This is a genomic window from Phenylobacterium sp. RIFCSPHIGHO2_01_FULL_69_31 (genome assembly GCF_001824475.1).
In the GTDB taxonomy this organism is placed as follows: Bacteria; Pseudomonadota; Alphaproteobacteria; order Caulobacterales; family Caulobacteraceae; genus Phenylobacterium.
The window spans coordinates 338,421-362,665 of sequence record NZ_MHXN01000007.1 but is presented as its reverse complement, the minus strand read 5'-3'; the positions used below and the strand labels follow the sequence as shown (position 1 = coordinate 362,665).

General features: G+C 68.5%; 29 protein-coding genes and 4 pseudogenes. 11 read left to right on the top strand and 22 right to left on the bottom strand.

All coding sequences use genetic code 11. The features are described from left to right. Positions 1 to 27 precede the first annotated feature (27 nt). From A2790_RS05675 to A2790_RS05665, 3 genes are all read right to left on the bottom strand, one after another. Positions 28 to 477 (bottom strand): OB-fold domain-containing protein, encoded by a 450-nt coding sequence (locus A2790_RS05675; RefSeq protein WP_293346487.1) that lies wholly within the window; start codon positions 475 to 477, stop codon positions 28 to 30. Continuing rightward, positions 477 to 1,643 (bottom strand): transporter, encoded by a 1,167-nt coding sequence (locus A2790_RS05670; protein WP_293346484.1) that lies wholly within the window; start codon positions 1,641 to 1,643, stop codon positions 477 to 479. The genes A2790_RS05675 and A2790_RS05670 overlap by 1 nt, the downstream gene beginning before the upstream one ends. Before the next feature lie 61 nt (positions 1,644 to 1,704). After that, entirely contained in the window at positions 1,705 to 2,745 is a 1,041-nt protein-coding gene (locus tag A2790_RS05665; RefSeq protein ID WP_293346481.1) for a zinc-binding dehydrogenase, read from the bottom strand. A gap of 198 nt (positions 2,746 to 2,943) precedes the next feature. Between A2790_RS05665 and A2790_RS05660 the strand changes: the two genes are divergently transcribed. The 4 genes from A2790_RS05660 to A2790_RS05645 are packed head-to-tail and all read left to right on the top strand — an operon-like array spanning position 2,944 to position 7,253. Then, positions 2,944 to 3,552, top strand: coding sequence for a carboxymuconolactone decarboxylase family protein (locus tag A2790_RS05660; RefSeq protein WP_257836388.1), 609 nt, complete (start codon positions 2,944 to 2,946; stop codon positions 3,550 to 3,552). Then, positions 3,549 to 4,397, top strand: coding sequence for a MaoC/PaaZ C-terminal domain-containing protein (locus A2790_RS05655; protein WP_293346476.1), 849 nt, complete (start codon positions 3,549 to 3,551; stop codon positions 4,395 to 4,397). Before A2790_RS05660 ends, A2790_RS05655 begins: the two co-directional genes overlap by 4 nt. Before the next feature lie 7 nt (positions 4,398 to 4,404). Next, positions 4,405 to 6,447, top strand: a complete 2,043-nt coding sequence (locus A2790_RS05650; protein ID WP_293346473.1) for an NADPH-dependent 2,4-dienoyl-CoA reductase — start codon at positions 4,405 to 4,407, stop codon at positions 6,445 to 6,447. A gap of 23 nt (positions 6,448 to 6,470) precedes the next feature. Beyond that, positions 6,471 to 7,253, top strand: coding sequence for a helix-turn-helix domain-containing protein (locus tag A2790_RS05645; RefSeq protein WP_293346470.1), 783 nt, complete (start codon positions 6,471 to 6,473; stop codon positions 7,251 to 7,253). Positions 7,254 to 7,269: 16 nt separating this feature from the next. On the opposite strand, the gene A2790_RS05640 is transcribed toward A2790_RS05645, so the two are convergent. From A2790_RS05640 to A2790_RS05630, 3 genes are read right to left on the bottom strand one after another with little or no spacing between them, the layout of a single operon-like run. Continuing rightward, a complete protein-coding gene (locus A2790_RS05640) occupies positions 7,270 to 7,713 on the bottom strand; it encodes a PaaI family thioesterase (RefSeq protein WP_293388562.1) in 444 nt (147 codons plus the stop codon). Between the two features lie 17 nt (positions 7,714 to 7,730). Further along, a complete protein-coding gene (locus A2790_RS05635; RefSeq protein WP_293346460.1) occupies positions 7,731 to 8,873 on the bottom strand; it encodes a nitronate monooxygenase family protein in 1,143 nt (380 codons plus the stop codon). 45 nt (positions 8,874 to 8,918) lie between these two features. Beyond that, a complete protein-coding gene (locus A2790_RS05630; RefSeq protein ID WP_293388560.1) occupies positions 8,919 to 9,728 on the bottom strand; it encodes an enoyl-CoA hydratase-related protein in 810 nt (269 codons plus the stop codon). Positions 9,729 to 9,889: 161 nt separating this feature from the next. On the opposite strand from A2790_RS05630, the gene A2790_RS05625 reads away from it, so the two are divergent. Together A2790_RS05625 and A2790_RS05620 are read left to right on the top strand one after the other, a co-directional pair. Further along, positions 9,890 to 10,765 (top strand): alpha/beta hydrolase, encoded by an 876-nt coding sequence (locus tag A2790_RS05625; RefSeq protein WP_293346454.1) that lies wholly within the window; start codon positions 9,890 to 9,892, stop codon positions 10,763 to 10,765. Positions 10,766 to 11,327: 562 nt separating this feature from the next. Continuing rightward, complete coding sequence (locus A2790_RS05620; RefSeq protein WP_293346451.1) at positions 11,328 to 12,248, top strand: hypothetical protein; 921 nt, start codon at positions 11,328 to 11,330, stop codon at positions 12,246 to 12,248. A 457-nt stretch (positions 12,249 to 12,705) separates the two neighbouring features. On the opposite strand, the pseudogene A2790_RS05615 reads toward A2790_RS05620, so the two are convergent. After that, a pseudogene (locus A2790_RS05615) lies at positions 12,706 to 13,277 on the bottom strand (OBAP family protein). A 31-nt stretch (positions 13,278 to 13,308) separates the two neighbouring features. On the opposite strand from A2790_RS05615, the pseudogene A2790_RS05610 reads away from it, so the two are divergent. Continuing rightward, positions 13,309 to 13,491: pseudogene (locus tag A2790_RS05610) on the top strand (hypothetical protein); the annotation flags it as partial. A gap of 21 nt (positions 13,492 to 13,512) precedes the next feature. On the opposite strand, the gene A2790_RS05605 reads toward A2790_RS05610, so the two are convergent. The 9 genes and pseudogenes from A2790_RS05605 to A2790_RS24420 form a co-directional block, all read right to left on the bottom strand. Then, positions 13,513 to 13,746 carry a hypothetical protein gene (locus A2790_RS05605; protein WP_293388556.1) on the bottom strand — a complete coding sequence of 78 codons (234 nt, stop codon included), beginning with the start codon at positions 13,744 to 13,746 and terminating at the stop codon, positions 13,513 to 13,515. A 44-nt stretch (positions 13,747 to 13,790) separates the two neighbouring features. Next, positions 13,791 to 14,159: an SRPBCC family protein gene (locus tag A2790_RS05600; RefSeq protein ID WP_293388554.1), complete on the bottom strand. Its 369-nt coding sequence runs from the start codon at positions 14,157 to 14,159 to the stop codon at positions 13,791 to 13,793. A 14-nt stretch (positions 14,160 to 14,173) separates the two neighbouring features. Then, a complete protein-coding gene (locus tag A2790_RS05595; protein ID WP_293346442.1) occupies positions 14,174 to 14,398 on the bottom strand; it encodes an MgtC/SapB family protein in 225 nt (74 codons plus the stop codon). After that, entirely contained in the window at positions 14,391 to 15,119 is a 729-nt protein-coding gene (locus tag A2790_RS05590) for a ribose-phosphate diphosphokinase (RefSeq protein WP_293388552.1), read from the bottom strand. Before A2790_RS05590 ends, A2790_RS05595 begins: the two co-directional genes overlap by 8 nt. Further along, complete coding sequence (locus A2790_RS05585; RefSeq protein ID WP_293388550.1) at positions 15,089 to 15,277, bottom strand: ribose-phosphate pyrophosphokinase-like domain-containing protein; 189 nt, start codon at positions 15,275 to 15,277, stop codon at positions 15,089 to 15,091. Before A2790_RS05585 ends, A2790_RS05590 begins: the two co-directional genes overlap by 31 nt. 3 nt (positions 15,278 to 15,280) lie before the next feature. Continuing rightward, a complete protein-coding gene (locus tag A2790_RS05580; RefSeq protein WP_293346543.1) occupies positions 15,281 to 16,801 on the bottom strand; it encodes a thymidine phosphorylase family protein in 1,521 nt (506 codons plus the stop codon). Then, positions 16,798 to 17,013, bottom strand: coding sequence for an MBL fold metallo-hydrolase RNA specificity domain-containing protein (locus tag A2790_RS24430; RefSeq protein ID WP_363080456.1), 216 nt, complete (start codon positions 17,011 to 17,013; stop codon positions 16,798 to 16,800). Before A2790_RS24430 ends, A2790_RS05580 begins: the two co-directional genes overlap by 4 nt. Before the next feature lie 176 nt (positions 17,014 to 17,189). Next, positions 17,190 to 17,285 (bottom strand): annotated as a pseudogene (locus A2790_RS24425) (hypothetical protein); the annotation flags it as partial. A gap of 263 nt (positions 17,286 to 17,548) precedes the next feature. Next, positions 17,549 to 17,986, bottom strand: a pseudogene (locus tag A2790_RS24420) (MBL fold metallo-hydrolase); the annotation flags it as partial. 617 nt (positions 17,987 to 18,603) lie between these two features. Here A2790_RS24420 and A2790_RS05565 point away from each other — a divergent pair. The 3 genes from A2790_RS05565 to A2790_RS05555 all read left to right on the top strand — a co-directional run bounded on the left by A2790_RS05565 (position 18,604) and on the right by A2790_RS05555 (position 19,884). Further along, entirely contained in the window at positions 18,604 to 18,963 is a 360-nt protein-coding gene (locus A2790_RS05565) for a hypothetical protein (protein WP_293346433.1), read from the top strand. 263 nt (positions 18,964 to 19,226) lie between these two features. Beyond that, positions 19,227 to 19,589: a hypothetical protein gene (locus A2790_RS05560; RefSeq protein ID WP_293346431.1), complete on the top strand. Its 363-nt coding sequence runs from the start codon at positions 19,227 to 19,229 to the stop codon at positions 19,587 to 19,589. Between the two features lie 115 nt (positions 19,590 to 19,704). Then, positions 19,705 to 19,884 carry a hypothetical protein gene (locus tag A2790_RS05555; protein WP_293346428.1) on the top strand — a complete coding sequence of 60 codons (180 nt, stop codon included), beginning with the start codon at positions 19,705 to 19,707 and terminating at the stop codon, positions 19,882 to 19,884. 246 nt (positions 19,885 to 20,130) lie between these two features. Here A2790_RS05555 and A2790_RS05550 read toward each other — a convergent pair whose 3' ends face one another. Both A2790_RS05550 and A2790_RS05545 read right to left on the bottom strand, forming a co-directional pair. Next, on the bottom strand, positions 20,131 to 20,382 hold the full coding sequence (locus A2790_RS05550; RefSeq protein ID WP_293346425.1) for a GDCCVxC domain-containing (seleno)protein: 252 nt from the start codon (positions 20,380 to 20,382) through the stop codon (positions 20,131 to 20,133). Next, complete coding sequence (locus A2790_RS05545; RefSeq protein ID WP_293346422.1) at positions 20,379 to 20,765, bottom strand: MFS transporter permease; 387 nt, start codon at positions 20,763 to 20,765, stop codon at positions 20,379 to 20,381. Before A2790_RS05545 ends, A2790_RS05550 begins: the two co-directional genes overlap by 4 nt. Before the next feature lie 88 nt (positions 20,766 to 20,853). On the opposite strand from A2790_RS05545, the gene A2790_RS05540 reads away from it, so the two are divergent. Next, complete coding sequence (locus tag A2790_RS05540; protein ID WP_293388544.1) at positions 20,854 to 21,249, top strand: helix-turn-helix domain-containing protein; 396 nt, start codon at positions 20,854 to 20,856, stop codon at positions 21,247 to 21,249. Between the two features lie 236 nt (positions 21,250 to 21,485). Here A2790_RS05540 and A2790_RS05535 read toward each other — a convergent pair whose 3' ends face one another. From A2790_RS05535 to A2790_RS05520, 4 genes are all read right to left on the bottom strand, one after another. Then, positions 21,486 to 22,724, bottom strand: coding sequence for a HipA domain-containing protein (locus tag A2790_RS05535; RefSeq protein WP_293388541.1), 1,239 nt, complete (start codon positions 22,722 to 22,724; stop codon positions 21,486 to 21,488). An 8-nt stretch (positions 22,725 to 22,732) separates the two neighbouring features. Then, positions 22,733 to 23,071, bottom strand: coding sequence for a helix-turn-helix transcriptional regulator (locus A2790_RS05530; RefSeq protein ID WP_293346413.1), 339 nt, complete (start codon positions 23,069 to 23,071; stop codon positions 22,733 to 22,735). Between the two features lie 347 nt (positions 23,072 to 23,418). Beyond that, positions 23,419 to 23,730 carry a hypothetical protein gene (locus A2790_RS05525; protein WP_293346411.1) on the bottom strand — a complete coding sequence of 104 codons (312 nt, stop codon included), beginning with the start codon at positions 23,728 to 23,730 and terminating at the stop codon, positions 23,419 to 23,421. Between the two features lie 74 nt (positions 23,731 to 23,804). Next, entirely contained in the window at positions 23,805 to 24,236 is a 432-nt protein-coding gene (locus tag A2790_RS05520; protein WP_293388537.1) for an AlpA family phage regulatory protein, read from the bottom strand. Between the last annotated feature and the right edge of the window lie 9 nt (positions 24,237 to 24,245).

The following is a 24,245-nucleotide window of genomic DNA, read 5'->3' as shown; positions in this document are numbered from 1 at the left end:
TCCTCATGCTGGGCCTACGGGTGGCCATCAGGCCGCCTTGCTGGCCGCGAGCGTCCCCAGGGGCTGGAAACAAGGCAGCTGGAAGCCATCCCCGATCACTTGGAAGACCAATTCGACGCGAAGGCCGAGCTGGAGCGCGCTGCGGTCGCAGTTCAGCAATCGAGTCGCCATCCGCACGCCCTCGTCGAGCTCCACCAGGGCGGCGATGTAGGGGATGTCCGCGGCGAAGGCGGGATGTAGCGCCTGGTGGGTGATGGTCCAGGAGTACAGGCTGCCGGTTCCCCGGACCGGGGTCCAGGCGAAGTCGGGTGACCCACATTGGGCGCACATGTACCGCGGCAGGAACCGCCAGGCTCGACAATGGTCGCACCTCTGAAAGCGCAGGCGACCATCCTGGCATTGCTGCCAGAACGCCTCGTCCATCGGGTCCTGGGTGCGCGGAAGCGGCGCGGGAACGGTGGGGGGTTGCATCGCCATCAGGTCCTCAGGATCGCCAGGCTGCCGTCGCCAAGATCGCCCCAGCCGGTGACCAGGCCCAATTTGGCGCCGGGAACCTGACGCGGGCCGGCGTCGCCACGCAGCTGCCTGACCGCTTCGAGGACGTGATTGAGGCCCCAGACATGCGCTTCGCTGAGGAGCCCCCCGTGGGTGTTCAGGGGATAGCGGCCACCCAGCTGGATTTGACCATCCTTCACGAAGTCATGGATGGCGCCGGGCTCGCTGAACCCCAGCGCTTCAAGCTGCAGGAGGACCACATAGGTGAAGCAGTCGTAGACCTGCAGGAAGTCCATGTCCCGGGCCGAGACGCCGGCCATCTCGAACGCCCGCGGCGCGGCGTAGGCGAGACCGATCTTCAGCATGTCGGGACGGGAAGGAATGTCGTCGGCGGGATAGGGATGGCCTTCGGCCGCGCCGGCGATCAGCACCGGTCGGTGCGGCATGTCTCGAGCCCGTTCGGCGCTGGTGACGACGACCGCGCAGGCGCCGTCTGTCTCGAGACAGCAGTCGTAAAGACGGAAGGGTTCGGAGATCCACCGCGCGTTCAGGTACTCTTCCATGTCCAGCGGCCGGCCGTAGGTCATGGCGTTCGGGTTCAGCTGGGCGTGGGCCCGGCAGGCCAGGGCGACTTCCCCCATCGCTTGGTCGGGCACGCCGTAGAGTTGCTGGTGGCGCGTCGCGATCCAGGAATACATCTGCGCCGGCATCATCACGCCATAGGGCATGTAGAAGCCCTGGATGGTGCGGGTCAGGGTGTTCATGTTCATGGCCCGCTGCGGCGGCCGGCCTGGCTTGGGGCGGAGCGCGGAGTAGCCGTTCCAGCCCAGCACCACGAGCACATTGTCAGCAATGCCGGCGGCCACGGCCATGGCTGCGTTCTGAAGCGCCGTTGTCGGGCTCGCCCCGCCCATGTGGACCGTCGAGGCGTAACGGAGCACATCGACGCCCAGGTTCGCGGCCAGCTCCTCGGAGGTGGTGTAGATCGGCGGCGGCACCATGCCGTCGATGTCCGATGGCCGCAGCCCGGCGTCGGCGATGGCCTTGCGCGCCGCCTCCAGCATGAGGTCCACGGCGGTGCGTTCGGACCCCTTGACATACTCCGTCTCACCGATGCCGACGATCGCCGCCTTGTCGCTGAAGCTCACGGTTCCTCCGGGTTTCCGGGCGCCTCTTCGGCGTCCCGCGGTGCGATATGTCACGGGTGGGCTAGATGGGCGGGATCAGGCAGGAATGGATGGACTCATCGCCGTCCACCTGGCGCGCGAGCGTCCGGATGGCCAGCTCCGCGTCCTCCAACGCGAAGTCGTGAGTGTGCATCAGCTCAAGGGGCAGCGACCGCGCTTCGATCAGGTCGATGGCCTTGCGATACCCCGATGAGGTGACACCGATCGCCCCCTTGATGGTGATTTCCTTGAAGACGATCAGGTCGGAGACGAAGTCCGGTATGGGTTTGAACCCTTTCACCCCGGCCAGGACGATCGTCCCGCCGGCGCGCACATAGCTCAGGGCCTCGCGTACCGGGTCGGTGGCGTAGGACGTCACCTCAACGACCACGTCGGCGCCCCGGCCGCCGGTCAGTTCCTTGATGCGTTCGATGGCGTTCTCGTTCTGAACGTCGATGGTGTGATGCGCCCCGAAAGTCCGGGCCAGGTCGAGTTTCCGCGCATCCGCAGCCATGCCTGTGACGATGATCTTCCCCGCCCCGGCCTGACGGGCGGCGATGACGCTGGCGAGGCCCCTTTGCCCGGGGCCGAGGATGACCACCGTGTCGCCCACCTGAGTCTGAGGAATCTCCACAGCCCAGCGGAAACCTGCGCCCAGCGGGTTGAACATCACGGCGAGCTCGGCCGGCAAGGACTTGTCCATCCGGTGTACGATCGTGTTGGGCGCCAGGTACATGTACTGGGCGTACGCGCCCCAGAGGCCGGGCTGGTTGGTGAGCGGGATGTAAGAGTAGATCTGGCGGTCAGCGCAAAGGTGATAGCGGCCCCCGAGGCAGGTGTCGCAGCTGTGGCAGGACAGCATGGTCTCGACGGCCACCCGGTCGCCGACATCGACCCCCCATCGGCGGGCAGCCTTGTCGCCGATGGCTTCAATGATCCCCACCGGCTCATGTCCGGGGATGACCGGCATCGGCGTTTTCAGCACACCTTCGAACTGCTCGTAGTCGCTGCCGCAGATCCCGCAGGCCTCGATGCGAAGGATCGCGCTGTCGGCTTCGATCTCGGGGACCGGAAGATCGCGCATCTCCAAGCGGCGCGGCGCCGTTTGAACCATCGCAAATGTCGTAGCCGGGATCACGGGCGGAACTCCACTTCGCACCCACAATCGTAACACGTATCTGTCGTAGTCAACTCATATCTGTTATGGCAATGAGCGATCGGAGGGTGCAGGCTGACGATCTGCGGATTGCCGCACACCGTCTCCTGACAGGGATTGAACGCGATGGCCGCCAGTGGAGCGAGGGTCGATCTTCTCAGTCTGGCCCAGGCGAAAGCCGCGGCAAGCGCCGCGGGCGTATCCGAGCAGATGGCGCCGCTCAGCGTCTTCCGGGTCTTGCTGCGGCATCCTGACGTCGCTGAGGAACTGGCCTCGACCCTCACCACGCTGCTTTTCCGCGGCAACAGGCTCGATGCGAGACTGCGCGAGCTGATCATCATGCGGATCGGCTGGCGGACCGGCTCGGTCTATGAATGGACCCAGCACTGGCGCGTGGCCCGTGGCCTCGAGATTCCTGAAGCCGACCTGGCCGCAACGCGGGACTGGCAGGGCGCGCCGAACCTCACCGAGGCCGACCGGGCGGTGCTGCAGGCCACCGACGACACCCTCGATAGAGGCATGATCGACGACGCGACCTGGGAAACCTGCTGCCGCCACCTGGCGACGGACGCCGAGCGGATCGAGCTTGTGGTCGCCATCGGCAACTGGACCATGTTTTCTCAGCTCCTCAAGAGTCTGCGGATTCCTTTGGAGGAGGGCGTCGAAGCGTGGCCGCCGGATGGCAGGGCGCCGCAGCCTTTGAGCCAGCCATCCCCAACGCGCGAGGCCCCATGACACGCCACCCGATCTCGCCCGATCTCGTCGGGCTCGAGTTTCCCGTCTCCACCGAGACCTGGTCTTCGAAGGACACGATGCTCTATGCCCTGGGCGTCGGAGCGAGGCCGGCTGCGGACCTGGACTTCATCTACGAAGGCCGGGGCCCGAAGGTTCTTCCGACCTACGCGGTCATTCCGGGCGGAACAGCGCTGGGCGGCATGATGCGCGCTGTCGAGATGCGCCTCGAAATGCTCTTGCACGGCGAGCAGGCCATCGAGCTGTTCCGGCCGCTTCCGCCGGACGGAACCGTCGAGGTGACCGGCCGGATCACCGAGGTCTGGGACAAGGGGAAAGCCGCTGTGCTGGGCGTGGAGAGTCTGGGTCGCGACGCCGACGGTGACCTCTTCCGGACGCACGCAACGCTATTTGTCCGCGGCGCCGGCGGCTTCGGTGGCGAGCGCGGCCCCTCGGCGGGCGATGGCGACACCCTTCCCGACCGGGCGCCGGACATCGTGGCCCGCTTCGACACGCGCCCGGAACAGGGCGCGATCTACCGGCTCTCCGGCGACCGCAATCCGATCCACATCGATCCGGCGTTCGCAAAAATGGGTGGCTTCGACGCGCCCTTCATGCATGGGCTCTGCACCTACGGCATTGTCGGCCGAGCCGTCCTGCGAGAACTCTGCGCCGACGATCCTGCCGCGTTCCGCGCGTTCCAGGGCCGCTTCGCCGATCGGGTGGAGTATGGCGATACGATCGTCACCAAGATCTGGCGCACGGGCGACGGTGAGGCGATCATTCAGGGCGAGACAGGAGACGGCCGTATCGTGCTGTCTCAATCCAGGGCAAGCTTCGCAGTCTAGGCGCAGCATGGACATTTCGCGCTATCCGCATCTGTTGTCGCCGCAGGACCTGGGTTTCGTCACCCTTCCCAACCGTACCTTGATGGGCTCGATGCATACCGGGCTCGAAGAGGCGTCGGATGGATACGACCGCCAGGCTCGGTTCTTTGCGCGGAGGGCTGAAGGCGGCGCGGGGTTGATCGTGACAGGCGGCGTATCGCCCAATGCGGCCGGCCGCCTCGGCAGGAACGGCGCCGTGATGAGCGAAGCCGTCGTGGCAGACCACGGCCGGATTGCGTCGGCGGTCCATCTCGCCGGCGGACTGGTTGTGCTGCAGCTCCTGCACGCTGGCCGCTACGCGCGCCATGAGGGTCTGGTCGCCCCCTCGGGGATCGCCTCGAGGATCAACCCGTTGGCGCCACGCGAGATGAGCGAGGATGAGATTTTCGAGACGATCGAGGATTTTGCGAGCGCCGCGATGCTCGCCAAGGAGGCTGGCTACGACGGGGTCGAAATCATGGGGTCTGAAGGCTACCTTCTCAACCAGTTCCTGGCGCCGCGCACCAATCAGCGCACCGACAACTGGGGTGGCTCGGCGTCCAATCGCCAGCGGCTGCCTGCCGAGATCGTCCGGGCGGTTCGCGCCCGCTGCGGCGAGCGGTTCATTCTCGTCTACCGACAGTCGCTGCTCGACCTTGTGGAGGGTGGCAGCACCTTCGACGAGGTGGTCAATCAAGCCAAGGCTGTCGCGGCTGCCGGCGCGAACCTGGTCAACACCGGGGTCGGCTGGCACGAGGCGCGGATCCCTACCATCGCCCACATGGTGCCCCGCGGGGCCTTTGCCTGGGCGGTGGCGCAGCTCAGGTCGCACCTCAACGTTCCGGTCATCGCATCGAACCGGATAAACACGCCGGAACTCGCCGACCGTCTTATCGCAGACGGCAAGGCCGACATGGTTTCGATGGCGCGGCCCTTTCTGTCCGATCCCGACTTCGTCGCCAAGGCCCGGGCCGGGCGACGCGCCGCGATCAATGTATGCATCGGCTGCAATCAGGCCTGTCTGGACAACGCCTTCACCGGCAAGCTCACGACCTGCATGGTCAATCCCGCCGCCTGCCGGGAGGCCGAATTCGGCGATGTCGCAGCGCCGATCGAACCCAAGCGTATCGCGGTTGTTGGCGCGGGACCCGCAGGCCTGGCTGCGGCGGTGACAGGTGCGGAGCGGGGCCACAAGGTCACTCTGTTCGAGAGGTCAGACCAGATCGGCGGCCAATTCAACCTCGCGAGCCGCATCCCGGGGAAGGAGGATTACGCCGAAACTATCGGATATTACGGCGCGCGGCTGTCAGAGCTCGGGGTCGACGTGCGGTTGGGAGTACTTGTGGATCCGCAGGAACTGATCGCCGCCGCATATGATCATGTCATCCTGGCCACCGGCGTTGAACCGCGAACGCTGGACTCGGTCGGTGTGGATGACCCTCGTGTTCTCACCTACGCACAGGCGATTGAAACGCCGGAACTGGCGGGCGACACCGTGGCGATTTTGGGCGCAGGTGGCATCGGCTTCGATGTGGCCCAGCTCCTGGCGCACCCGACCGGAACAGGCGATCCCGCCGCTCCGGACATCGAGGGCTTCTCCCAGGAATGGGGGATCGACACCGCCTTCACCGAGCGCGGCGCCCTGCGACCCCCTCCCAAGACCTGGCCCTCGCCCCGACAGATCACACTCTTCCAGCGCAAACCGGGGTCGGCGTTCGGCGCGGGCCTGAGCAAGACGCGGGGCTGGGCCAACATCCAGGAGGTCGTGCGGCGGGGCGTGGCCATGACCGGAGAGGTCGACTATGGCCATCTCAGCCCGGAGGGCCTCCATGTCACGGTGGGCGGCGTCCCAAGGTTGATCGTGGCCGACACCTTCGTGTTATGCATCGGCCAGGAGCCACAGGCGGGAATCGTCCCGGCGCTTGCGGCGAAGCAGATGCCGTATTCCCTGGTTGGGGGCGCTCGCGACGCAGCCGGGCTGGATGCGGTGCGGGCCATTGAGGAAGGAACCCGGGCGGCGCTCGCGATCTGAGCGGGCGCCCAGGATCTGAAAGCATGCCGAAGCCCGATCCGTCCATCGTCAAATCCGCGGCCCGGACGCTGGAGATCTTCGAATATTTCGACGAAGTGCGCCGGCCCGCGCATATCCAAGACGTGGCCGTGGCGCTAGGCTATCCCCATTCCAGCACCGGCGCGCTACTCCGCAGCCTCGCCGACCTCGGCTATCTGGAATTTTCCGCCGAAGACAAGACCTTCTTCCCTTCCATCCGGGTGTCACTGCTTGGGCACTGGGTCGGGGACGAGATCCTTCCGCTGCGGCGCATCCAGCAACAGATGCGCGAGATCGCGGAGCAAACCCAGATGACCGTGGTGCTGGGCGCGGCGAGCGGCGGCTATTGCCAGTATGTGCGCGTGATCGAGGGCACGACGCCGATCCGGTACCACGTCAAGGCCGGGACGCGGCGCTGCCTTGCCCGTTCGACTCTCGGGAGCGCGCTGCTGGCGATGGAGACCCCGGATCGCCGGGCGCAGTTGATCGCCGAGGCGCTCGCGGTCTGGGACGGCGACGAGGTCGCGCCGCGCCCGCAGGATGTCGCCGCGGAGGTGGCCCAGGTCGCCGCGCGCGGACACGCGTTCAACTCCGGACTGGTGAATCCTCAGGCGGCGATGCTGGCCATTCCGCTCGCGATCGGTCCCCCAGCGCGGCCCCTGGCGCTGGGCCTGGCCGCCCCGAAGGACCTCTTCCGGGGGCGGCGCCCCGAACTGCTCCGGATCATGCGCGGCGCCCTGGGCCACCTTGGCGAGCCGGCCCGTAGCTTGATTGAGAAGACCGCTTGACCGACGCCGGGCGGTGTCAGGCGGGCCGGGGGTGCTGGATCAGGACAGTGCCTTGCGCCGAACAGCAGAGCCGACCCTCATTCTCCATCTCGATCCGGACGACCGCGGTCTGCTTGGTCATCGAGATGATCTCCGCGTGCGCCGTGACCGTCCCGCGACTGACCGGGGCCAGAAGATTGATCTTGAATTCCGTGGTGGCCGCCCATTGGCCCTTCTCCATGTGTGGATAGCAGACGCATCCCAACACATGGTCGCAGGCCGCCGACAGGACGCCCCCGTGCATGTTGCCGAAGCCGGTGAGCAGCTTGGGGTCAACGGCCATCTCCGCAGTCAATCGGCCCGGCTCCATGCCCGTGATCTTCAGGCCGAGGAACTCCGGCAGACCGGTCATCCGATTGCTCGAGGCCATGAAGCCCTCGACCATCTCGGCGTGGAATTCAGGCATTCTGCGCGGGACCATCGATGTTCCTTTCAGCTTCAGCGGAAACGGTCGGCTCGGGACAGAGCCTGCTCCGCCCCGCTGACGAGATCCTCCAGGACCTCTCGCGCCGGGCGGATCGCCTTGATCAAACCGATGCCCTGGCCGGCGAATCCCGGGGCGATGTCCTTGCGCTGGTCGCGGGTCGCGGCGGCCAGCACGGGTCCTGCGATCATCGACTGGAATGGCATCGGCAGGGGTTGCTTGTCGGCATCGACCCAAGCCTGCGCCCATTTGTTGCGGATGATCCGCGCCGGCTTGCCGGTGACCGACTTCGACACCACCGTGTCTCCGTCGCCGTACTCCACCAGGACTTCCTTCTGGAACTGCTGGATCCCGGCCTCTTCGGTGGCCAGGAACGCGGTGCCGACCCAGGCGCCCTCGGCGCCCAGCATCATGGCGGCGGCCACGCCACGGCCATCGGTGATCCCGCCGGCCCCGAGCACCGGCATCCGGCCGGCCATGGCGTCGACGACCTGGGGGATCAGCGCCATGGTTCCGATTGGCGAATTGTGCCCGCCTCCGTCATGTCCCTGGGCGACGACGACATCGATGCCGGAGGCAGCGACCTGCAGCGCGTGTTTTACTGAGCCGATCACCGCCATCACCTTGGTGCCGTTGGCCTTCAGCCGATCCATCCAGGGGCCGGGATTTCCCAACCCGGCCGCATAGACCGGGACCTTCTCCTCGACCACCACCTCCATCTGCGCCTCGAAGAACTCCTTCGAGAAAAACGCTGGGCCGCCGTGCGCCTCGCCGTTCGCGGGTTCGCGCGCGCGCGCCACCTGCTCAAGGCCTTCCGCGCGCATGAAATCCGCCGCGAAGGCCCGGTAGTCGCCGATCAGCTCCATCGAGGACGGCTTGGCGCGGTCGCCGGAGACCGCCGCCGCATCTGCGACGTCGCGGCGCACCGAGGCCGGCAGCAAGGTGTCGACGCCGAAGGGCTTATCGGTGAGGGATCTCACCTCGCGGATCCAGGCGCGCAGCTCCTCCGGCGCGCAAGCCGCGGCCCCGAGGACGCCCAGGCCCCCGGCGTTCGAGACGGCCGCCGCCAGACGGGGCACGCTGGCGCCGCCCATGCCGGCCAGGACGATCGGATACTTGATGCCGAAGACTTCGCAGATGCGGCTGTGCAACGCCATGTTTTGGGGGTCCTTTTGCGAACGGGCGATGGCCGGGGTGGAGGATCAACGGCCGTTGAAGACAGGTCTACGCTTCTGCATGAAGGCGAGCGGACCCTCCCGCGCATCCTCGGTGCGAAAGACTGGCGCCGCCATTTCGGACTCGATCTGCATGGCGTCGGCTTCTGGGCGCCCCAGACAGGCTCGGGCGGACCGGCGGATCGCCTCCACAGCGATCGGGCCGTTCGCCGCGATGCGCTCGGCCAGTTCGAGCGCGGCGGGCAGGACTTCGCCCTGCGGCACAACCCGGTTAAGGAAGCCCCACTCAAGCGCCTCCGCGGCGGTGATCAGGTCGCCGGTCAGCAACAACTCCATGGCGCGCGCATATGGAACCTGGCGTGGTAACCGCACGGTCGAGCCGCCCCCGGGAAAAATGGCCCATTTGACCTCCTGCACGCCGAGTTTGGCCGTGTCGGACGCGACACGAAGGTCCGTGCCTTGGGCGAGTTCCATGCCGCCCGCGATCGCATGGCCGTTGATCGCCGCGATCACCGGCTTGACCACATCGAAGGTCCGCAGAAGCCCTGTGCCGAGCATGTCCCGGTCCGCCAGGACACGTCGGTCCCACTCGTCTTCGGGCGGGCGAGCGCGGCTCATCAGGGGGATGAACCTTCCCAGGTCGGCCCCTGAACAGAACGCCCTGTCGCCGGCGCCGGTCACGACGGCGACGCGGATCTCCTGGTCGTCTCGCACCCGGGTCCAGGCCTCGGCCAGGCGAACGAGCATCTCGGGTGAGATGGCGTTGAGCGCCTCGGGGCGATTGAGCGTGACGATCGCCACGTGTCTGCGCCGCTCGAAATTGACGACCTCGCCCATGCATGCTCCGACACATATGTGTTTTCTGATGGCACGTTCATGCTACGCTAGCTAGCTGCAGGACGCAAAGCGGGATATGGCGCTCTTGTTGGCTAGGGGCTGCTCGCGCACCTTGTCGACCCGCGAAGCTGTCGGGGCATGCGCAAACGTGAGAACCACCTATGAATGAACCGAGCCCAGCTGTCTTCAGAAGCAGCGACGGTCTGGACCTCGCCGCAGACCGGTATGGTCAGCCGAGGCGCGGCTCCGTCCTCATGGCGCACGGCGGCGGCCAGACTCGGCATGCCTGGGCGAAGACCGCGGCGGCGCTTGCGGATCGGGGCTGGGAAGTGGTCACCCTCGACCTCCGCGGCCATGGCGACAGCGGCTGGTCACCGACGGGCGACTATGGGATTGAGCGGTTCGCGGGAGATCTCGCGGAGGTCGCGCGCGCGATGGGTGGCCGTCCGGCGCTGATCGGCGCGTCGCTCGGCGGGCTCGCTGGACTGTACGCGGAGGCCGAGATCGCGCCCGGCGGCTTCAGCTCGATCACCCTGGTCGACATCGTTCCGAGCATGGACCCGAACGGGGCCGCCAAGGTCATGGAGTTCATGAGCGCCCATGTCGCCCAAGGATTTGGCAGCCTCGAAGAGGCCGCTGAGGTCATTGCGGCCTATCTGCCTCACCGTCCGCGGCCAGCGGATCTCTCTGGACTGGCCAAGAACCTGCGGCAGGGGGACGACGGTCGGCTCCGCTGGCATTGGGACCCCGGCTTTGTCTCCGGCGTCCATCGCGGCCGATCCTTGCGGGATGCCGACGCGTTCCAAGCCCGATTGCCCGCGTTGACGCTTCCGGTGCATCTCATCCGGGGCCGGCTGAGCGAACTGGTTTCTCGGGAAGCGGCGGAGACCTTCGTCGCGCAGCTTCCCAACGCAAGGTTCACCGATGTCGCGGGCGCGTCGCACATGGTGGCGGGCGATCGCAACGACGCCTTTCTCACCGCTGCGGTCGGATTTCTTGAGGAGCTGGACCGGCAGACGCAAGTCAACGACGGCTGAGGCGTTGCCGAGCATCTTCGCCCAGACGCCTCTCCGTCCGAGGTTCAGAACCGATCGTTACGAGGTGCTCGACGACCTGCGGACACATTGCCCCGGGGTCGCGAAGGGGCGGCGCGCGCTTTCATCCTGACCCGCAACTCTGATGTTCGCGCGACGGTCTCCGACCTGGCAGCGCCCGTCCGGACGCCGCCGACCCCACGCCGATGTCGCCGCAAGCCTCTTGCCCGGCCTTAGGGTCAACTCACTATTGCGGCCTTGAGCTTTCTGGACGCGACGAAAGGCAGCCAGCTCGCCAAGAGACCCACGCCCGGCACGGTGACGAGAGCCCAGCGCACACCCTCTGCGGGACCCAAGCCCACGGGTCGGGGAAAGGTGCGGCATTGTTGTTCGAAACTGATCATGCTCCGACTCGAACAGAATCCGCATCATAATGTAACATACAATTATGACTTGGTTGGAGTTGCTGGTTGCCTACCCTTCTTAATATCGACACTCCCTGCAGCACTGGGCCGCGTACAAGATTATCACTCTTCGGAAAAAGCCATGCGGAAGGGGGGCACGCGTGGCGGTGGAAGCAAAAAGCATATTGAGCATCACCACGGGCTTCCTGCTGGATCAGGTTCAGACCGGTCGTCAGCCGATGGACCTGACCGACGCCTTGATCGTGACCACCGTCACCCAGGCGAACGTCGAGGCGCTGATGCGAAACTCCGCTTTGCAGGCCGCCTATGCGACCTACCGTGCCGTGCCGCCAGATGAGCTCCGCCGGCCAATCCGCATCAACGCGCTTGCGCAGTCTCTCAGGCTCCCGTTCGAGACGGTGCGCCGGCGGGTGAATCGACTGGCGCTGCTTGGCGTGTGCCGCAATTCTCCGGACGGTCTCGTGGTGCCCGCACGACGCCTCGCGCTGCCGGGACATCGCGAGACGCTGGAGGCGGCGTATCGAAAGCTCTCGGAGCTTCATACGATCCTCGCAGAGTGGGGCGTCCTGCCTGAATTGACGGCGCCCCCGCTGGCTGAGCCCCTCCCGTTGCGCGCCGCCGCCCGCCTCTCGTCCGAATACCTCCTGCGCATCGTGGCGCTGGCGACTGAGGCGGTCGGAGACGCGGTGGACGCGGCGATCTGGCTTGAGGTTTTTCGGTCGAACACAGAGCACGATCACCGCGCGGCATGCTCCGGTGCAGAGGCCGATCGGAAACCCGTGACTGCGGCCTTGGTAGCCCGGCGGCTGGGAATTTCCGCAGAGACGGTGCGGCGCCGCCTCCACGGCCTTATTGCGAGAGGCTCCTGTGCCTGGGCCTGCGGCGGGGCCGTTGTTCCGGACGCGGCGCTTGAGAGACCCGCTGTCGTCCACCTGGCTGACCGAAACCTGGATAATCTCAAGCGCCTGTATACTCGGCTCGCAGCGCTCACCGTCCCGGTCGCTTGCGCCGATGTATCGCCCCTTGGCAGAGCAACACCGCCGATACGCGGGACGCTCTGAGGGCGGGGCTACAATTCCGGGGCGCCGCGCAACTCGCGGAACATGAACAGATTCCCGCAGCGAGTTCGGCGCATCTGGTTCACCCGTCTCGCGGCGGCGAAGGCTGAAGAACCGAGGTGACATTGACGTGCCGCCGTCCTGATTCCCCGGTTTGAGCGAGAGTCCGTCACCTTTGCGCGGATGGCCGTGAAGAGGAGCAAGTTCAACGAGGCGCAGATCATGTTTGCGTCCTGGCAGCATAGGGCGGGCCTCGCCTGGGCCCCGTCCGGTGGGCTGAATTGTGGGTATGAGGCTCGTCTCGCGACGAACGCCAGGCGTCGGCGCCTGATTGCGGTCGCAGGGGCAACTGCGGCCAAAGGGTCAGCGGGGGCGTCGGGTCCAGGCATGATCCTTCACCGCAGCGCGGCGTCGGAGCCGGGGAGCCGCGGGCCGCTTCAGATGCCGGCTGGCGGACGCCTCACCCGACGGGTGTCACCGGCCGGGCTGAGCTGGGGCCGTCTCTCCGCGGCAATTTGGCCGTCACCCCGGGAATGTCCGTGGTTGGCCGGCCGAACTTGCCCTTGAGGCTGTCGACACCCTCCTGCGGTTTGGCGAGCGACACCATGTCCTGGCGGGATTGCCGCACATCGGCGGTGATGATGCCGAGCGTCTTGTCGCGCTTCGCTACGAGGCCCGGCTCCCCCTCGCCGTCGCGGTTGAAGGACCAGGCCAGCATCGGCGTTCCCATCGGGACCTTCTCGCCCTTGGCGGCGGCCCAAGTGTGCCAAGTCTTATCGTAGCTGTTCATCTTGCCCTTCATCAGCTCCTTCTCCGCCACGCCGGGAAGACCGGGCGCGACGAGCTGGCCGCTGAGGATCTCGCCGTTGTGGGGGTGCCAGTACTGCCGCTCGCCAGTCGGCAGGGTCTCGAAGACTTCTCGGAAATGATGTACTCGACGCCGGTCATGTTGGCGGCCGAGGTGTTGCCGTCGAACAGGACGCACTGGGCGAAGTCCTCGTTCACCTGCTTGCAGAAGTGATGCGCCTCCATCTGGTGCGCCGGTTCCTGCTTCATCGGGTGGAAGCTGTCCCGCGCCGTCATGCGCAACATCCGCCAGAACCTGTTCTTCGCCTTCGTCTCCAACGCCGCCGGCGTGCCCGTGGCCGCGGGCGTGCTCTATCCGATGTTCGGGTGGCTGCTCTCGCCCGCCATCGCGGCGGCGGCCATGGCGCTCTCCAGCGTCAGCGTGGTCAGCAACGCCCTTGCGCCTGAAGGGCGTGAAACTCTAGCGGGGTTCGGCCGGGGCGGCCTCTGGCTGCGGATGCATGTCCGGTTCGTCCGGCGACATGAGATGGGTCTCCGTCGGGTCCTTCGCGAAGGCGGACTGGTCGTGGGGTTCGCCCATCTCGTCGGAGGCGCCGGCGGCGGCGGCCGTGTCGGACGGCGCGCGCGCCGGCGCCCGCGAGCAACCGGCCAGTCCCAGCCAGAGCGCCGCGCAGAGCACCGTCCTTCGCCGCAAAGGCCGCCGTGTCGCTGGCCGTCCCATCCCCGGCGTCCCTCCGTTCATGCCGCCCGCGCGCCCGCAGACCTGAAGTGCCGGACGGCGTCGGACACCATCCTGTTCACGCACCAGCGCGCGTAGAGGCCGGCGAGCGCGGGCGCGCGCCGGGCCCACCCGCGGTCCGGGAGGGCGTAGTCGATCCAGACGCGCAGGCGCGAGCCCGCGCCCTCCTCGGCGATCTCGAACCCCATCTCGTAGGCGCCGATGATGATGAGCCTGGGCTCCCCGGTCGTACGCCAGACCTTGCGGCGCGGCGGATCGCGGACGGTGACGACTTCATCCACGAAGAGACGGAGGCCGAACGCCTCCCCGCCCATCCGGATATGGGATCCCACCGCTTGGCCGCGCTGGGCGTCGAAGGCATAGGTCATCCGACCGCCGCCCATCATCGCCGAGGGACCCCCCATGTGCTCGGCCAAGCGGTGCTGATCACCCGCGCGTCCTCGCTATGAAGGCGCATGGCGACGACCCCGGCCATGGCGCCGACGGTGGCGATCAGGGCGAAGGTGCGGGCCCCGACGAACCGGATCCGCCGCGACCGCTCGAGCCCGATCAGGAACCCGACCGCAGCGGCGGCCAGAATGCGGAACACCACCTCCAAGTCAGACATCGCCGGCCTCCGCCTTCAGGGCGGCCGCGACGAGGGGGGCCAGGAAGATCAGGTTCGTCTCGTGCGGCACGGCGTCCGTCGAGACGACGCGCGCCGTCACGTGGGCGACCTCCGCGAAGGCGTCGCCGCCGAACACCGGGTGGACCACGACGCAGAGGGGGGCCGCAAAGCCGCGCGCCAGGAGTTCCCGGGCCGCCGCCGCGAGGGTTCGCCCCGAAGAGGCGATGTCGTCGATCAGCACCGGCTGGCGCCCGGCGAACGCCGACAGGTCCGGGAAGGTGATCCGCACCTTCCGGTCGCCCAGGCGCTGCTTCTGCAGGACCACCACGGGCGCGTCCGCGACCGTGGCAACCTCCGCGGCCCATTGCGCACTCTCGCTATCCGGCCCGATCACCAGGGCGTTGGGCGCCTCGGCGCGGATCCACGCGCCCAGCAGTCCGGCCGCATGGAGCGTCACGCAGGGGATGTCGTAGATCTCGTCCAGCGCCTTGTGCCGGTGGAGGTGGGGATCCACCGTGACCAGCCGGTCGAACGCGCCGGAGACCAGACGCGCGAAGGTGGCCGAGGTCACCGCCTCGCCCGCCTTGAACTGTGTGTCCTGGCGCATGTAGCCGAGGTAGGGCGCGACGAGCGTCACCTTCGCCGCCCCCTGCGCCCGCGCCGCCGCGGCGGCGAACAGCAGCGTCAGGATCACGCTGTCGGCGCGCACAAGGCTGCACACCCGTCGACCTGGCGACCGGCCGGATCGGTGCGCAGGCGGACATAGTGCTCCCCGTCGGGGAACTGGCGGGTCTCAAGCTCGCCCAGCTCCGCGCCAGCCTCCTGGGCGAGCCTGGCGGCGAAGGCCTCGTTGCCGGGCAGGGCGAAGACCAGGCGCATGGTTCAGGCCTCCAGAAGGACGATGTCGGGATTGGCCCCGGCGAACTCGAGGGCGTAGGCGAGCTCCCCCGGCGCCTCCGCATGCACCGTCATGAGCGGTTGCCCCTGCCCCACCTCGTCTCCCAGGCGCACGTGCAGGGTGAGGCCCGCCGCCTTGGCGTCCGGCGCCCCCGCCAGCTTCGCCAGTCGCGCCAGCGTCCGGTTGTTGATGCCGACGACCCGGCCCGCGCGAGGGGCCAGGATCGGTCGCGTCAGGGGGGCGACGGGCGGTTTCCGCAGGCCCCCCTGGGCCTCGCAGATCCGCTGGAACTTCGTCCAGGCCCGGCCGTCGGCCAGCGTGGCCTCGGCGAGCGCGAGGCCTTCGCCGGGCGCGGCCCGGCCCGCGAGCTCGAGCGCGGCGCCCGCAAGCCCGCAGGCGCGCCGCCGCAGGTCCTCCGGGGCGGCGGGATCGTTCCTCAGCACCGCCAGCACATCGTGGGCCTCCAGGGCCGGGCCGATGCCCCGTCCGACCGGCTGATCGCCGTCGGTCATGACGCAGCGCACGGTGACTCCGAGGGCGCGCGCCACATGGGCCAGGCGCTCGGCCAGGTCGGCGGCCGCGTCGTCGGAGCGCACCTTGGCCGTGGCGCCCACCGGTATGTCGATCACGATGTGGGTCGATCCCGCCGCGATCTTCTTGGACAGGACGGAGGCGATGAGCTGGCCCTCCGTGTCGATGTCCAGGACCCGCTCCACCCGGATCAGGATGTCGTCGGCGGGACTGAGGCGGACCGACCCGCCCCAGACCACGCAGGCGCCTTCGCGCTCGACCACGCGGCGCATGGCGGGCACGTCCAGATCGACCGGCGCCAGGGTCTCCATGGTGTCCGCGGTGCCGGCCGGGCTGGTGATCGCCCGGGACGAGGTCTTCGGCATGACCAGGCCGTGCGAGGCCACGATCGCCACCACGATTGGCGTGGTGCGATTGCCCGGCAGCCCGCCCACCGAGTGTTTGTCGACGACGATCGGGGCGTCCCAGGCCAGCCGCTCGCCGGCCTCGATCATCGCCTGGGTCAGGCTGACCGTCTCGCCCAGGTCGAGCGGGAGGGCCGAGCAAGCGGTCAGGAAGGCGGAGAGATGGACGTCGGTGTAGCGGGCCAGCGCGATGTCCTGGACGATGGACCGCAGGTCGGCCGGGTCCAGCCGCTGTCCGTGGATGCGGCGGCGGATCGCCGACAGGGAGCCCAGCGGGGGCGGATGGCGCACCGTCAGCGCCGCTCCGTCGGCGACGCCCAGCCGCTCCCACGCCGCTTCGGAGAGGCCCGCCTCGCCCGGCTTGAGCAGCCCGTCCGCCACTTGATAGAGGGTCGCAAGCACCTCGCGGCCCTGCGCGGCCAACAGCACCTGGGAGCGGGGCCCGAGGCCTTCTGAGCGGCAGACGTGGCAGTCCGCGCGCATCAGGACGATGGCGTCATGCTGGGTGAAGAACCCCAGCCGCCGCGCCTTCAGCGTGGGCGCCGAGACCGTCTGGGCGTCGGCGATCACGACAGCACGTACGCTTCGCCCTGGGCCGAGATCGTGCAGGGCCACCCGAGGTCCTCCTCGATCCGCGCCTTCAGGCCGATCGGTCCGCCACCTTCCCCATGGACGATGAAGGTGCGGCGCGGCGGGCGTTGGAACCCGGACAGCCAGCGCATGATCTCGTCAACGTCGGCGTGGGCGGACAGCATCGGCAGGTTCGCCACCTCGGCCCGGATGGGAATCCACTGGCCGTGGATCTTGACCTCCCGGGCCCCGCCAAGCAGCGCCTGACCACGGGTGCCGGCGGCCTGGTAGCCGGAGAACAGGACGGTGTTCCGGGGATCCGGCCCATAGGCTTCAGATGGTGCAGGACGCGCCCGCCCGTCGCCATGCCGCTGGCCGAGATGATCACCTTGGGCATGCTGTTGTGGCTGAGGGCCTTGGACTCCTCGACGTCGCGCGTGTAGGTCGCGACGGCGCACGCGGCGCGGCAAACCTCCTCCGGCAGCTTGTGGTCGGCGCCGTGGCGACAGAGCAGCTCCGAGGGTCGGTGGCCATGGGGCTGTCGAGGTAGACCAGCGTCAACGGCAGTGCGCCGTCCCCTTTGAGCTTCGACAGCAGGTAGAGCAGTTCCTGGGCGCGGCCGACCGCGAAGGCCGGGATGATCACGGTCCCGCCGCGCGCCGTCGTGCGCTCGATCACGCTCCGCAGGGCTTCGGCGGGCGCGACGGGGTCGTGGTGACGGTCGCCGTAGGTCGACTCCAGGAGCAGGTAGTCGGCGTTCGCGATGGGCTCCGGATCCGGCGTGATGGGATCGTCATAGCGTCCCAGATCGCCGGAGAAGACGACGGTCTTGCCGCCCCAGCGCACTTCCACGGTGGCCGCGCCCAGGATGTGGCCGGCATAGCGGAACGTGGCGGCCGCGCCGTGCCCGAGATCCACCGGCTTGCCGAACCCGACGGGCCGCAGCTGTCCGATGGCGCGCTCGGCGTCATGCCTGCCGTAGAGCGGGAGCGCGGGCGTGTGTTTCGAGAACCCGTGCCGGTTCGCGAACTCCGCGTCGTTCTCCTGGATCTTCGCGCTGTCCATCATGATGATCTCGGCGAGGTCCGCCGTGGCCGCCGAGCAGAAGATGTCACCGCGGAAACCCTCGCGCACCAGCTTGGGCAGGTACCCGCAGTGGTCAAGATGGGCGTGGGTGAGGATCACGGCGTCAATGGACGCCGGATCCACCGGAAGCGGGCCCCAGTTCTGCTCGCGAAGCGCCTTGGCCCCTGGAAGAGGCCGCAGTCCACCAGGATACGCCGTCCCCCGAGCTCCAGCAGATGCTTCGAGCCGGTCACCGTCCCCGCGCCGCCCAGTGATCTCAACGTCAGCTTCGTCATCTTCGCTCCACCAGTCGGCCCAGCCTAGCTGGGTCCGGGTCAAAGGAATTTGTGCCAGATCAATAGTTTGCTCGCCGCGCCGCCACCCGCAGGCGGCCAGGTGGCCGTCCTTCGCGTGATGCGACCTGCGGCGGACGACGGCGGGCGCGGGTGGTACGCAGCGGCAGCCTCCGGACGCGGACCCACTGTCGCGTTGCGCGATGAGGGTATCTTCCCCTTTTCCCGTCCAATGCAAGTCCGCGAGCCGCACCGCCACGGAACGGTTTGATCTCGCTCAAGGCGCCGGTCGTCCCCGCCCGGCGAGCCTGGCCCGCAAGCCTTGTCACGGGCAACCGGCCCAACGCGGCCGATCTAGAACAGAATTCACTTGAGGGCCGCTCGTGCCGGCTCCGTCGGCCGGCGTCTCCAAGACGTCCCGGCGCAGGGCTCCAGGAGGTACGCATGCGCAGACGGGATCTGTTTCTGCTCGGCGTGACCGCGGGGCTCGCGCCCGCGCTGCGCCCCGCGCAAGCCCAGGGGCTCTGGCACAAGTATGTCATGCGTGGCCAGGTCGTGGACCGAGCGGGGGCCACGGTGACGATCTGCGTCGGACGCGCCGATGGAGCCGAGGCCGGGCAGACGCTGACCGTGGTCAGGTTCAAGACGCGTCCGGGAGCCATGAAAGGCGCCCCGCCCATCATTGAGCGTCGGGATGTGGGCGAAGTGCGGATCGAGACGGTGATGGACGACCACTTCGCCAGCGGTGTCGTCGTGAGCGGGCGCGTGGCCAAGCTCGACATGGTGGAACTGCGCGCCCGCTGACGGGGCGGTCGCGGGGCTGGGGGGTCGTCACGCTGGCCTCGGCTTGCGTTGGGGTGGCGCTCGCGTCCACGACCACCGGTCCAGCTGCATCTGTGCGTCGGGCGAGGCCCGGCGGCCCGGCGCGCTGCCTGGCGTGTGGGCCGGCGCGCGGTAATTGGCGCGACCGCCGCCGCACCCGCTGGGACGACCACGCGCGGCGCCGGCTCGGGCGCAGGCTCGGGTGGCGCAGGCCGATGCGCCGGCGCAACGCAGGCCCCCGCCCGATGGCCGCGCGAGGTGCCCAGGCGTCCGCCTCCGCCTCGAGGTATCAGGACTTCGAGAACGGCCGCACGGGTCTGCGGCTCGCCCGTGGTCGCCTGTTCGCGGAAATCCTGAGGGTGAACCACTTCGCGATCCTGGCGGCCTTTCATCTCCGCAAGCCTCGGTTGGCCCACGTCTTCGCACACCACAAGTTCATGCTGATCCAGGCCAGCGCCGCCGATGAGCTCGACGAGGCGACGCAGGACGCCGTTGCGGCCGTCGACTTCCTGACGGTCCTGGACGCGCACATGCAGTTCTACGAGCAACTCGCCGAAGCGGGCCGCGCGCAGCTTGGGGCGGCTGAGGAGAAACGTTCGAAGGACTGAAGAGCGCCTCGGCCTGCCGACAAAGACGGCGTAGAAGTGGGGCTCCGAGCGCCTTCCGGCGGCCGATCCGGGACCGCACGATTACGTTCGCATAGCGGTGACGAGAGGAGTTCGATTGAGCAACGACGATGGGTTTCGCCGCATGGTCAAGGACTTCGCGGACGGTCGGGTCGATGTGGTCATCATGCACATCGACACGACCAAGCTCCTTGATCCCGAGGAGTGGGAGCTGCTCAAGGCGGCGGGTGCGAACGCCGTGGTCGTCCACAAAGCTCTCCCCGACGAGGCGGGCTGACCCGCGGAGCGGCGCCAAGGTCTCACCGAGCGAGGCAAGGCCATATCCACGTCCACCCGCCTCGCGACCCCGTCGCCGTCTGGGATCGTCGTCGCCGGTAGGATGCTGGCGACGGGGCGAAGCGGACAGTCCGGCGGCTTGCAGGAGCGCCGTCGCCGACGACCTGGGTGGACGGCCGGCTCTCAGAGCGGCCCTTCGCCCCTGTCGTTCCTCAACCGCTCGTAGGCGGGGCGAAGCCTGTGCTCGTCAGCCACCGGCGCCACCGCCGCAACAGGCGGTCGGTTCGCCGGCGGCGCTCGCCTCCTGGATCGGCGGACAAGGGGTATCGGCATAGGAGCAGAAGACGCAGCAGTCGCCCGGCTTCGGGCTGAGGACCGAACCACACGCCGGGCAGTCGTAGAAATATTGGCAGGCGTCGGTGGGCATGGTCTCGGTCGTGCGGGCGCCGCAGTCCGGGCAGGTCAAGGTGGATCGCAGCTCGATGGCGGTCCCGATCATCCCCGAAGGCTCCTCAGCAGCATCAAGGCCCGGGGCTCGATCCAGGGCTGCCAGGCCAGCGCCAGGCCGATCAGGCCGGTCGCGGCGGCCAGCAGCCCGATCGTCAATCGCGATGGCGGTGCACAGCTTCCGTCACGCGCGCAGGCGCGACGCCTTCGCCAGACCGTCCACCATCCCGCCGCCAGCACGGCGGTCGCGCCCCAGGTCAGCAAGCCGCGCTGCTCGGCGAAGAAGAGCGTCCCCGCCAGACTGAGGCCCGCCACCGAGAGCGCCATCGGCAGGACGCAGCAGGCGGCCCAGGCGAAGACCGCCAGTGCAGAGCCGCCCAAGGCGGTCCAGCCGACGATCCTGTCACGCGCCTCCGTGCGGGTCGGGGAAGTCATACCCATCGCCTCTCACAGCCAATGACGCTAGCCTGCAACCCGTAGTCACTACGGGATCAAGAGGTTTTCCATGCCTGGGCGCACGGGGTTGACGATCGGCAAGCTCGCCGGGTTGAGCGGCGTGAACCTCGAGACCATCCGGTACTACGAGCGGATCGGCCTGATGCCGGAACCGGGACGCACGGAAGGCGGGCACCGGCTCTACGAGCCCGCGCACCGGCAGCGCCTCGCCTTCATCCGGCGCGCCCGCGAGCTGGGGTTCGGCATCGATGGCATCCGCGCGCTCCTGGGCCTCGCCGAACCTCATCGTCGATCCTGCGAGGCGGTGCGGGTGATCGTGTCTGACCATCTCCAGGATGTGCGCACCAAGATCGCCGACCTCGTGCGGCTGGAGGCCATCCTCGCGGGCACGGTCGAGCGCTGCCGCGACACGGCCATGGCGCCATCCTGCTCGGTGCTCGATCTGCTCGAGGCGGCTGCCTGAAGGCCGTCGCCGCGCCGGCGCGCTAAAGGACGAGACCGGCGCGAAGCCGCCACCCGGCGTGCGGACATTTGTCGTTTGGCCCTGGTAGATGCCGCCACAGCGAGCAGCGGCGCACCTTCGTACGTGTAGAGCCGGACATCCGCCTTGTGGGGGCTGATCTCGCCTGGCGGGGCTGGCGCGGAGCGATGGCTCGTTGCCCAGCGTCGCCACAAGAAGAAGCGCCAGCGCGCCGGACTTCAGGCGCGGAACCCCGGATAGACGTAAGCCCGGCGGATGGCCTCGCAGTCGGCCTCGCTGACCCCGCAGTTGCGGGCGACGCCGTACCACTGCTGTTGAACGGCGGCCTCCAGCTGGTCGACGAGCGCCGCAGCCGCGTCCGGGTCGAGAAGGAACCGGCGGCACTCGCTGAGGAGGTTGCCGGCGTTGGCGAAGCGCCCCTGGGCGCCGCAGGTCATGGCGAGGTCGCGCCGCTCCTCCGCGAAGGCCGGCGTCGGCGTGAGGTCGTAGGCCGGCGACAGCCGCCAGCTGGGGCCCGGCGCGAGCGCCGCGTGGTTCCGCGGATGGTCGTCGGTGTTGGAGATCAGCGCGTTGAACGCCATGCGCCCGAACAGCTCGCGGGCGTCGTCCGCGGGGCGTTCGCTGATCCGCCGCAGGGTCTCAGCCAGGAGGATGTATGACCAGCGGGCCCGCCCATCCGGGGTTTCGTCGGTTTCGAGAAGCGTCAAGGCGCTCACCATGCGGGCGCGGGCGTAGCCGTCCTGCACGCGCGTCCGGTCGAAGCGCTTCACCATCAGGACGTCGCGGCCACCCACGGTGACGACCTGTGAGTCGGCCACCTGCAGGCCGCAGCGGCGCGCGAGCTCTAGCGTCGCATGCTCCACGCGGGCCATGTTCCAGCGGTCGTCGTGGCGGTTGAACTTGGCGAGCCACAATGCGTCCTGGCTCTCCACCACCACCTTCGGCCGCGCCCCGCCCATGGAGGTGCCAAGCAGCAGCAGCTCTTCCACCTGGGCGGCGTCCTTGGGCGGCTCATCGGCGAGCAACGCCTCGGCAAGGGTCTGCAGTTTCTCGAGGTCCCAGGTCTTGTTGAACTGGCGCGCCGGCGCGGGCGGCTCCACGCCGAGACCGAAACCCAGCGCGCCCGCCCGGTCGTCGGGGGAGTGCAGCAGATAGTCGAGCTCGCCGAGCTGGCCGAGGCCGGCGTGCTTTTCGATGACGCGCCGGCCCCAGTAGTCCGGGCCGGAGTCGCGGAGAGCTCCGAAGACGCCGCCCAGCCGCACCGTCTCGAAGCCGGCGCGGCCCAGGCGGAGCTCGACCGGGTCGATCTCGACGGCGTCCGGCCGCTCGCGGTAGCGGCGGCCGTAGACGAACCGGCCGACGGCCACGCCGTTGCGCTCGACGGTGTGCTCGAAACGCCCGGCGGTGACCGCCTGCGTTGCGCCGGGCAGGGTGATGTAGACATAGGCCGCAGGCATCGGCGCGCTCAGAAGTCATCGTCGAGCGGCTGGGGCGCGCGGGCGTGTCGCCGCTCCCGCAGCGCGGCAAGGCGCAGCCCCTCGTCATCCGACGTCGGATCGGCCAGTCCCCCCAGTCGCTCCGACATCCCGTAGGACCACAGAAGGGCCGCATAGACCGCCACGCTCGTGGACGGCTTGCCGTGCTCAGCGTCGCCCACCACCTCCCGGCTGGCGCCGATGCGCTCGGCCACTTCGGCCAGGGTGATGTTGCGGCGCAGGCGCGCCGTGCGCAGATCCGCGCCGAGGCGCTTCAGGGCGCTTTCGACCTCGTAGGGCGGGGTGGTCAGCAGGTGGCCGCGACGCATGGAAATCCTCCCAAGGCGTCAGTTTGTCGGTTTAAGCCGACAAATTCAACCATTATGTCGGCTTAATCCGACGCAATCCCGGAGTGTGCGCAAGCCAGCGGAAGCCGCGCTGGCCCGGTTCTGGTGCCCGTCCTCGCGGGCCCGGCCGAGCGCTGCCGCGACACGACCACGGCGCCATGCTGCCGGGGCCGCATACGGACGACCATGGCGGATGCGGTGCGGTTGCTGATGCCCACGGGCGGCCGGAAGAGCGAGATCCTCACCTTGGAACGGTCGAACGCCAGCTACGGCCTCCCGAGGTGGCCTCATGGTGCGGGGGTCAAGCGGCTCCTGGTCCTTGGCGCGCGTCAGTCCAAGTCCGGGAGATCCAGGTCGGGCGCGAAGGCGGCCACGATGTCGGCATGTTCGGCCTCTCGCGTGGCGCGCGCGATGTTGAGGCGGATGAAGACCTGCCCGCTGCGGGCGGCGGCCAGCGCGTCGCGCGCCGCCGGCGCAGCTTTCTGCAGGGTGTGGGCGGAGGCGCAGAGCCGCACGTCCAGGCGCGGCGGCGCGCCCGTCGCCACGATGAGGTTTCCGGCGGTGACCGGAAGCTGCTCCAGCGTGGCCGCTCGAAAACGGTAGGCCGCGCCGGAGGCGCCGATGACGTCGACAAAGTCCATGAGATGCCTCTATCCGGCGTGGCCCCGCTTGGCACGTCAAGTCTCACGCCCGTGAGTCAGGCCTCGGGGGTCGCTTAGAAGTCGAACGTGATCTGGCGACTGTCCCCGCGCTTGCGGCTCGCCTGCGCGAGGGGCGCAGCGCGTTCGGTTGCGATCTGCGACGCCGTCGCCGCGGACGCGGGGGTTGGGGACTTGCCCGCGTCCAGAACGCAGGGCGACTCGGCCGGGCCCGATGCTTTAGGCCGGGAGGACGCCTGCGCATCGACCGGAGACCCCTCGGCCAGGCGTTCGTCACGGTGGCCGCGCGACGCCTTCCAGGCTTCGACTTCGCTTTCCTTGTAGGCGACCCGGCCGGGCGACACGACGTAGGGCTTCGGGAAATCGCCCGATCGTTGCAGGCGCCACGCCGTGGTGCGGCTGATGCCAACCCGCGGTTCAACCCGCTTCCAGGGCAGATAGGCCCCATCCGGTCCTTCCGGATCGAGGAAGTCGGTCCACTGGGTCATGCTGCCTCT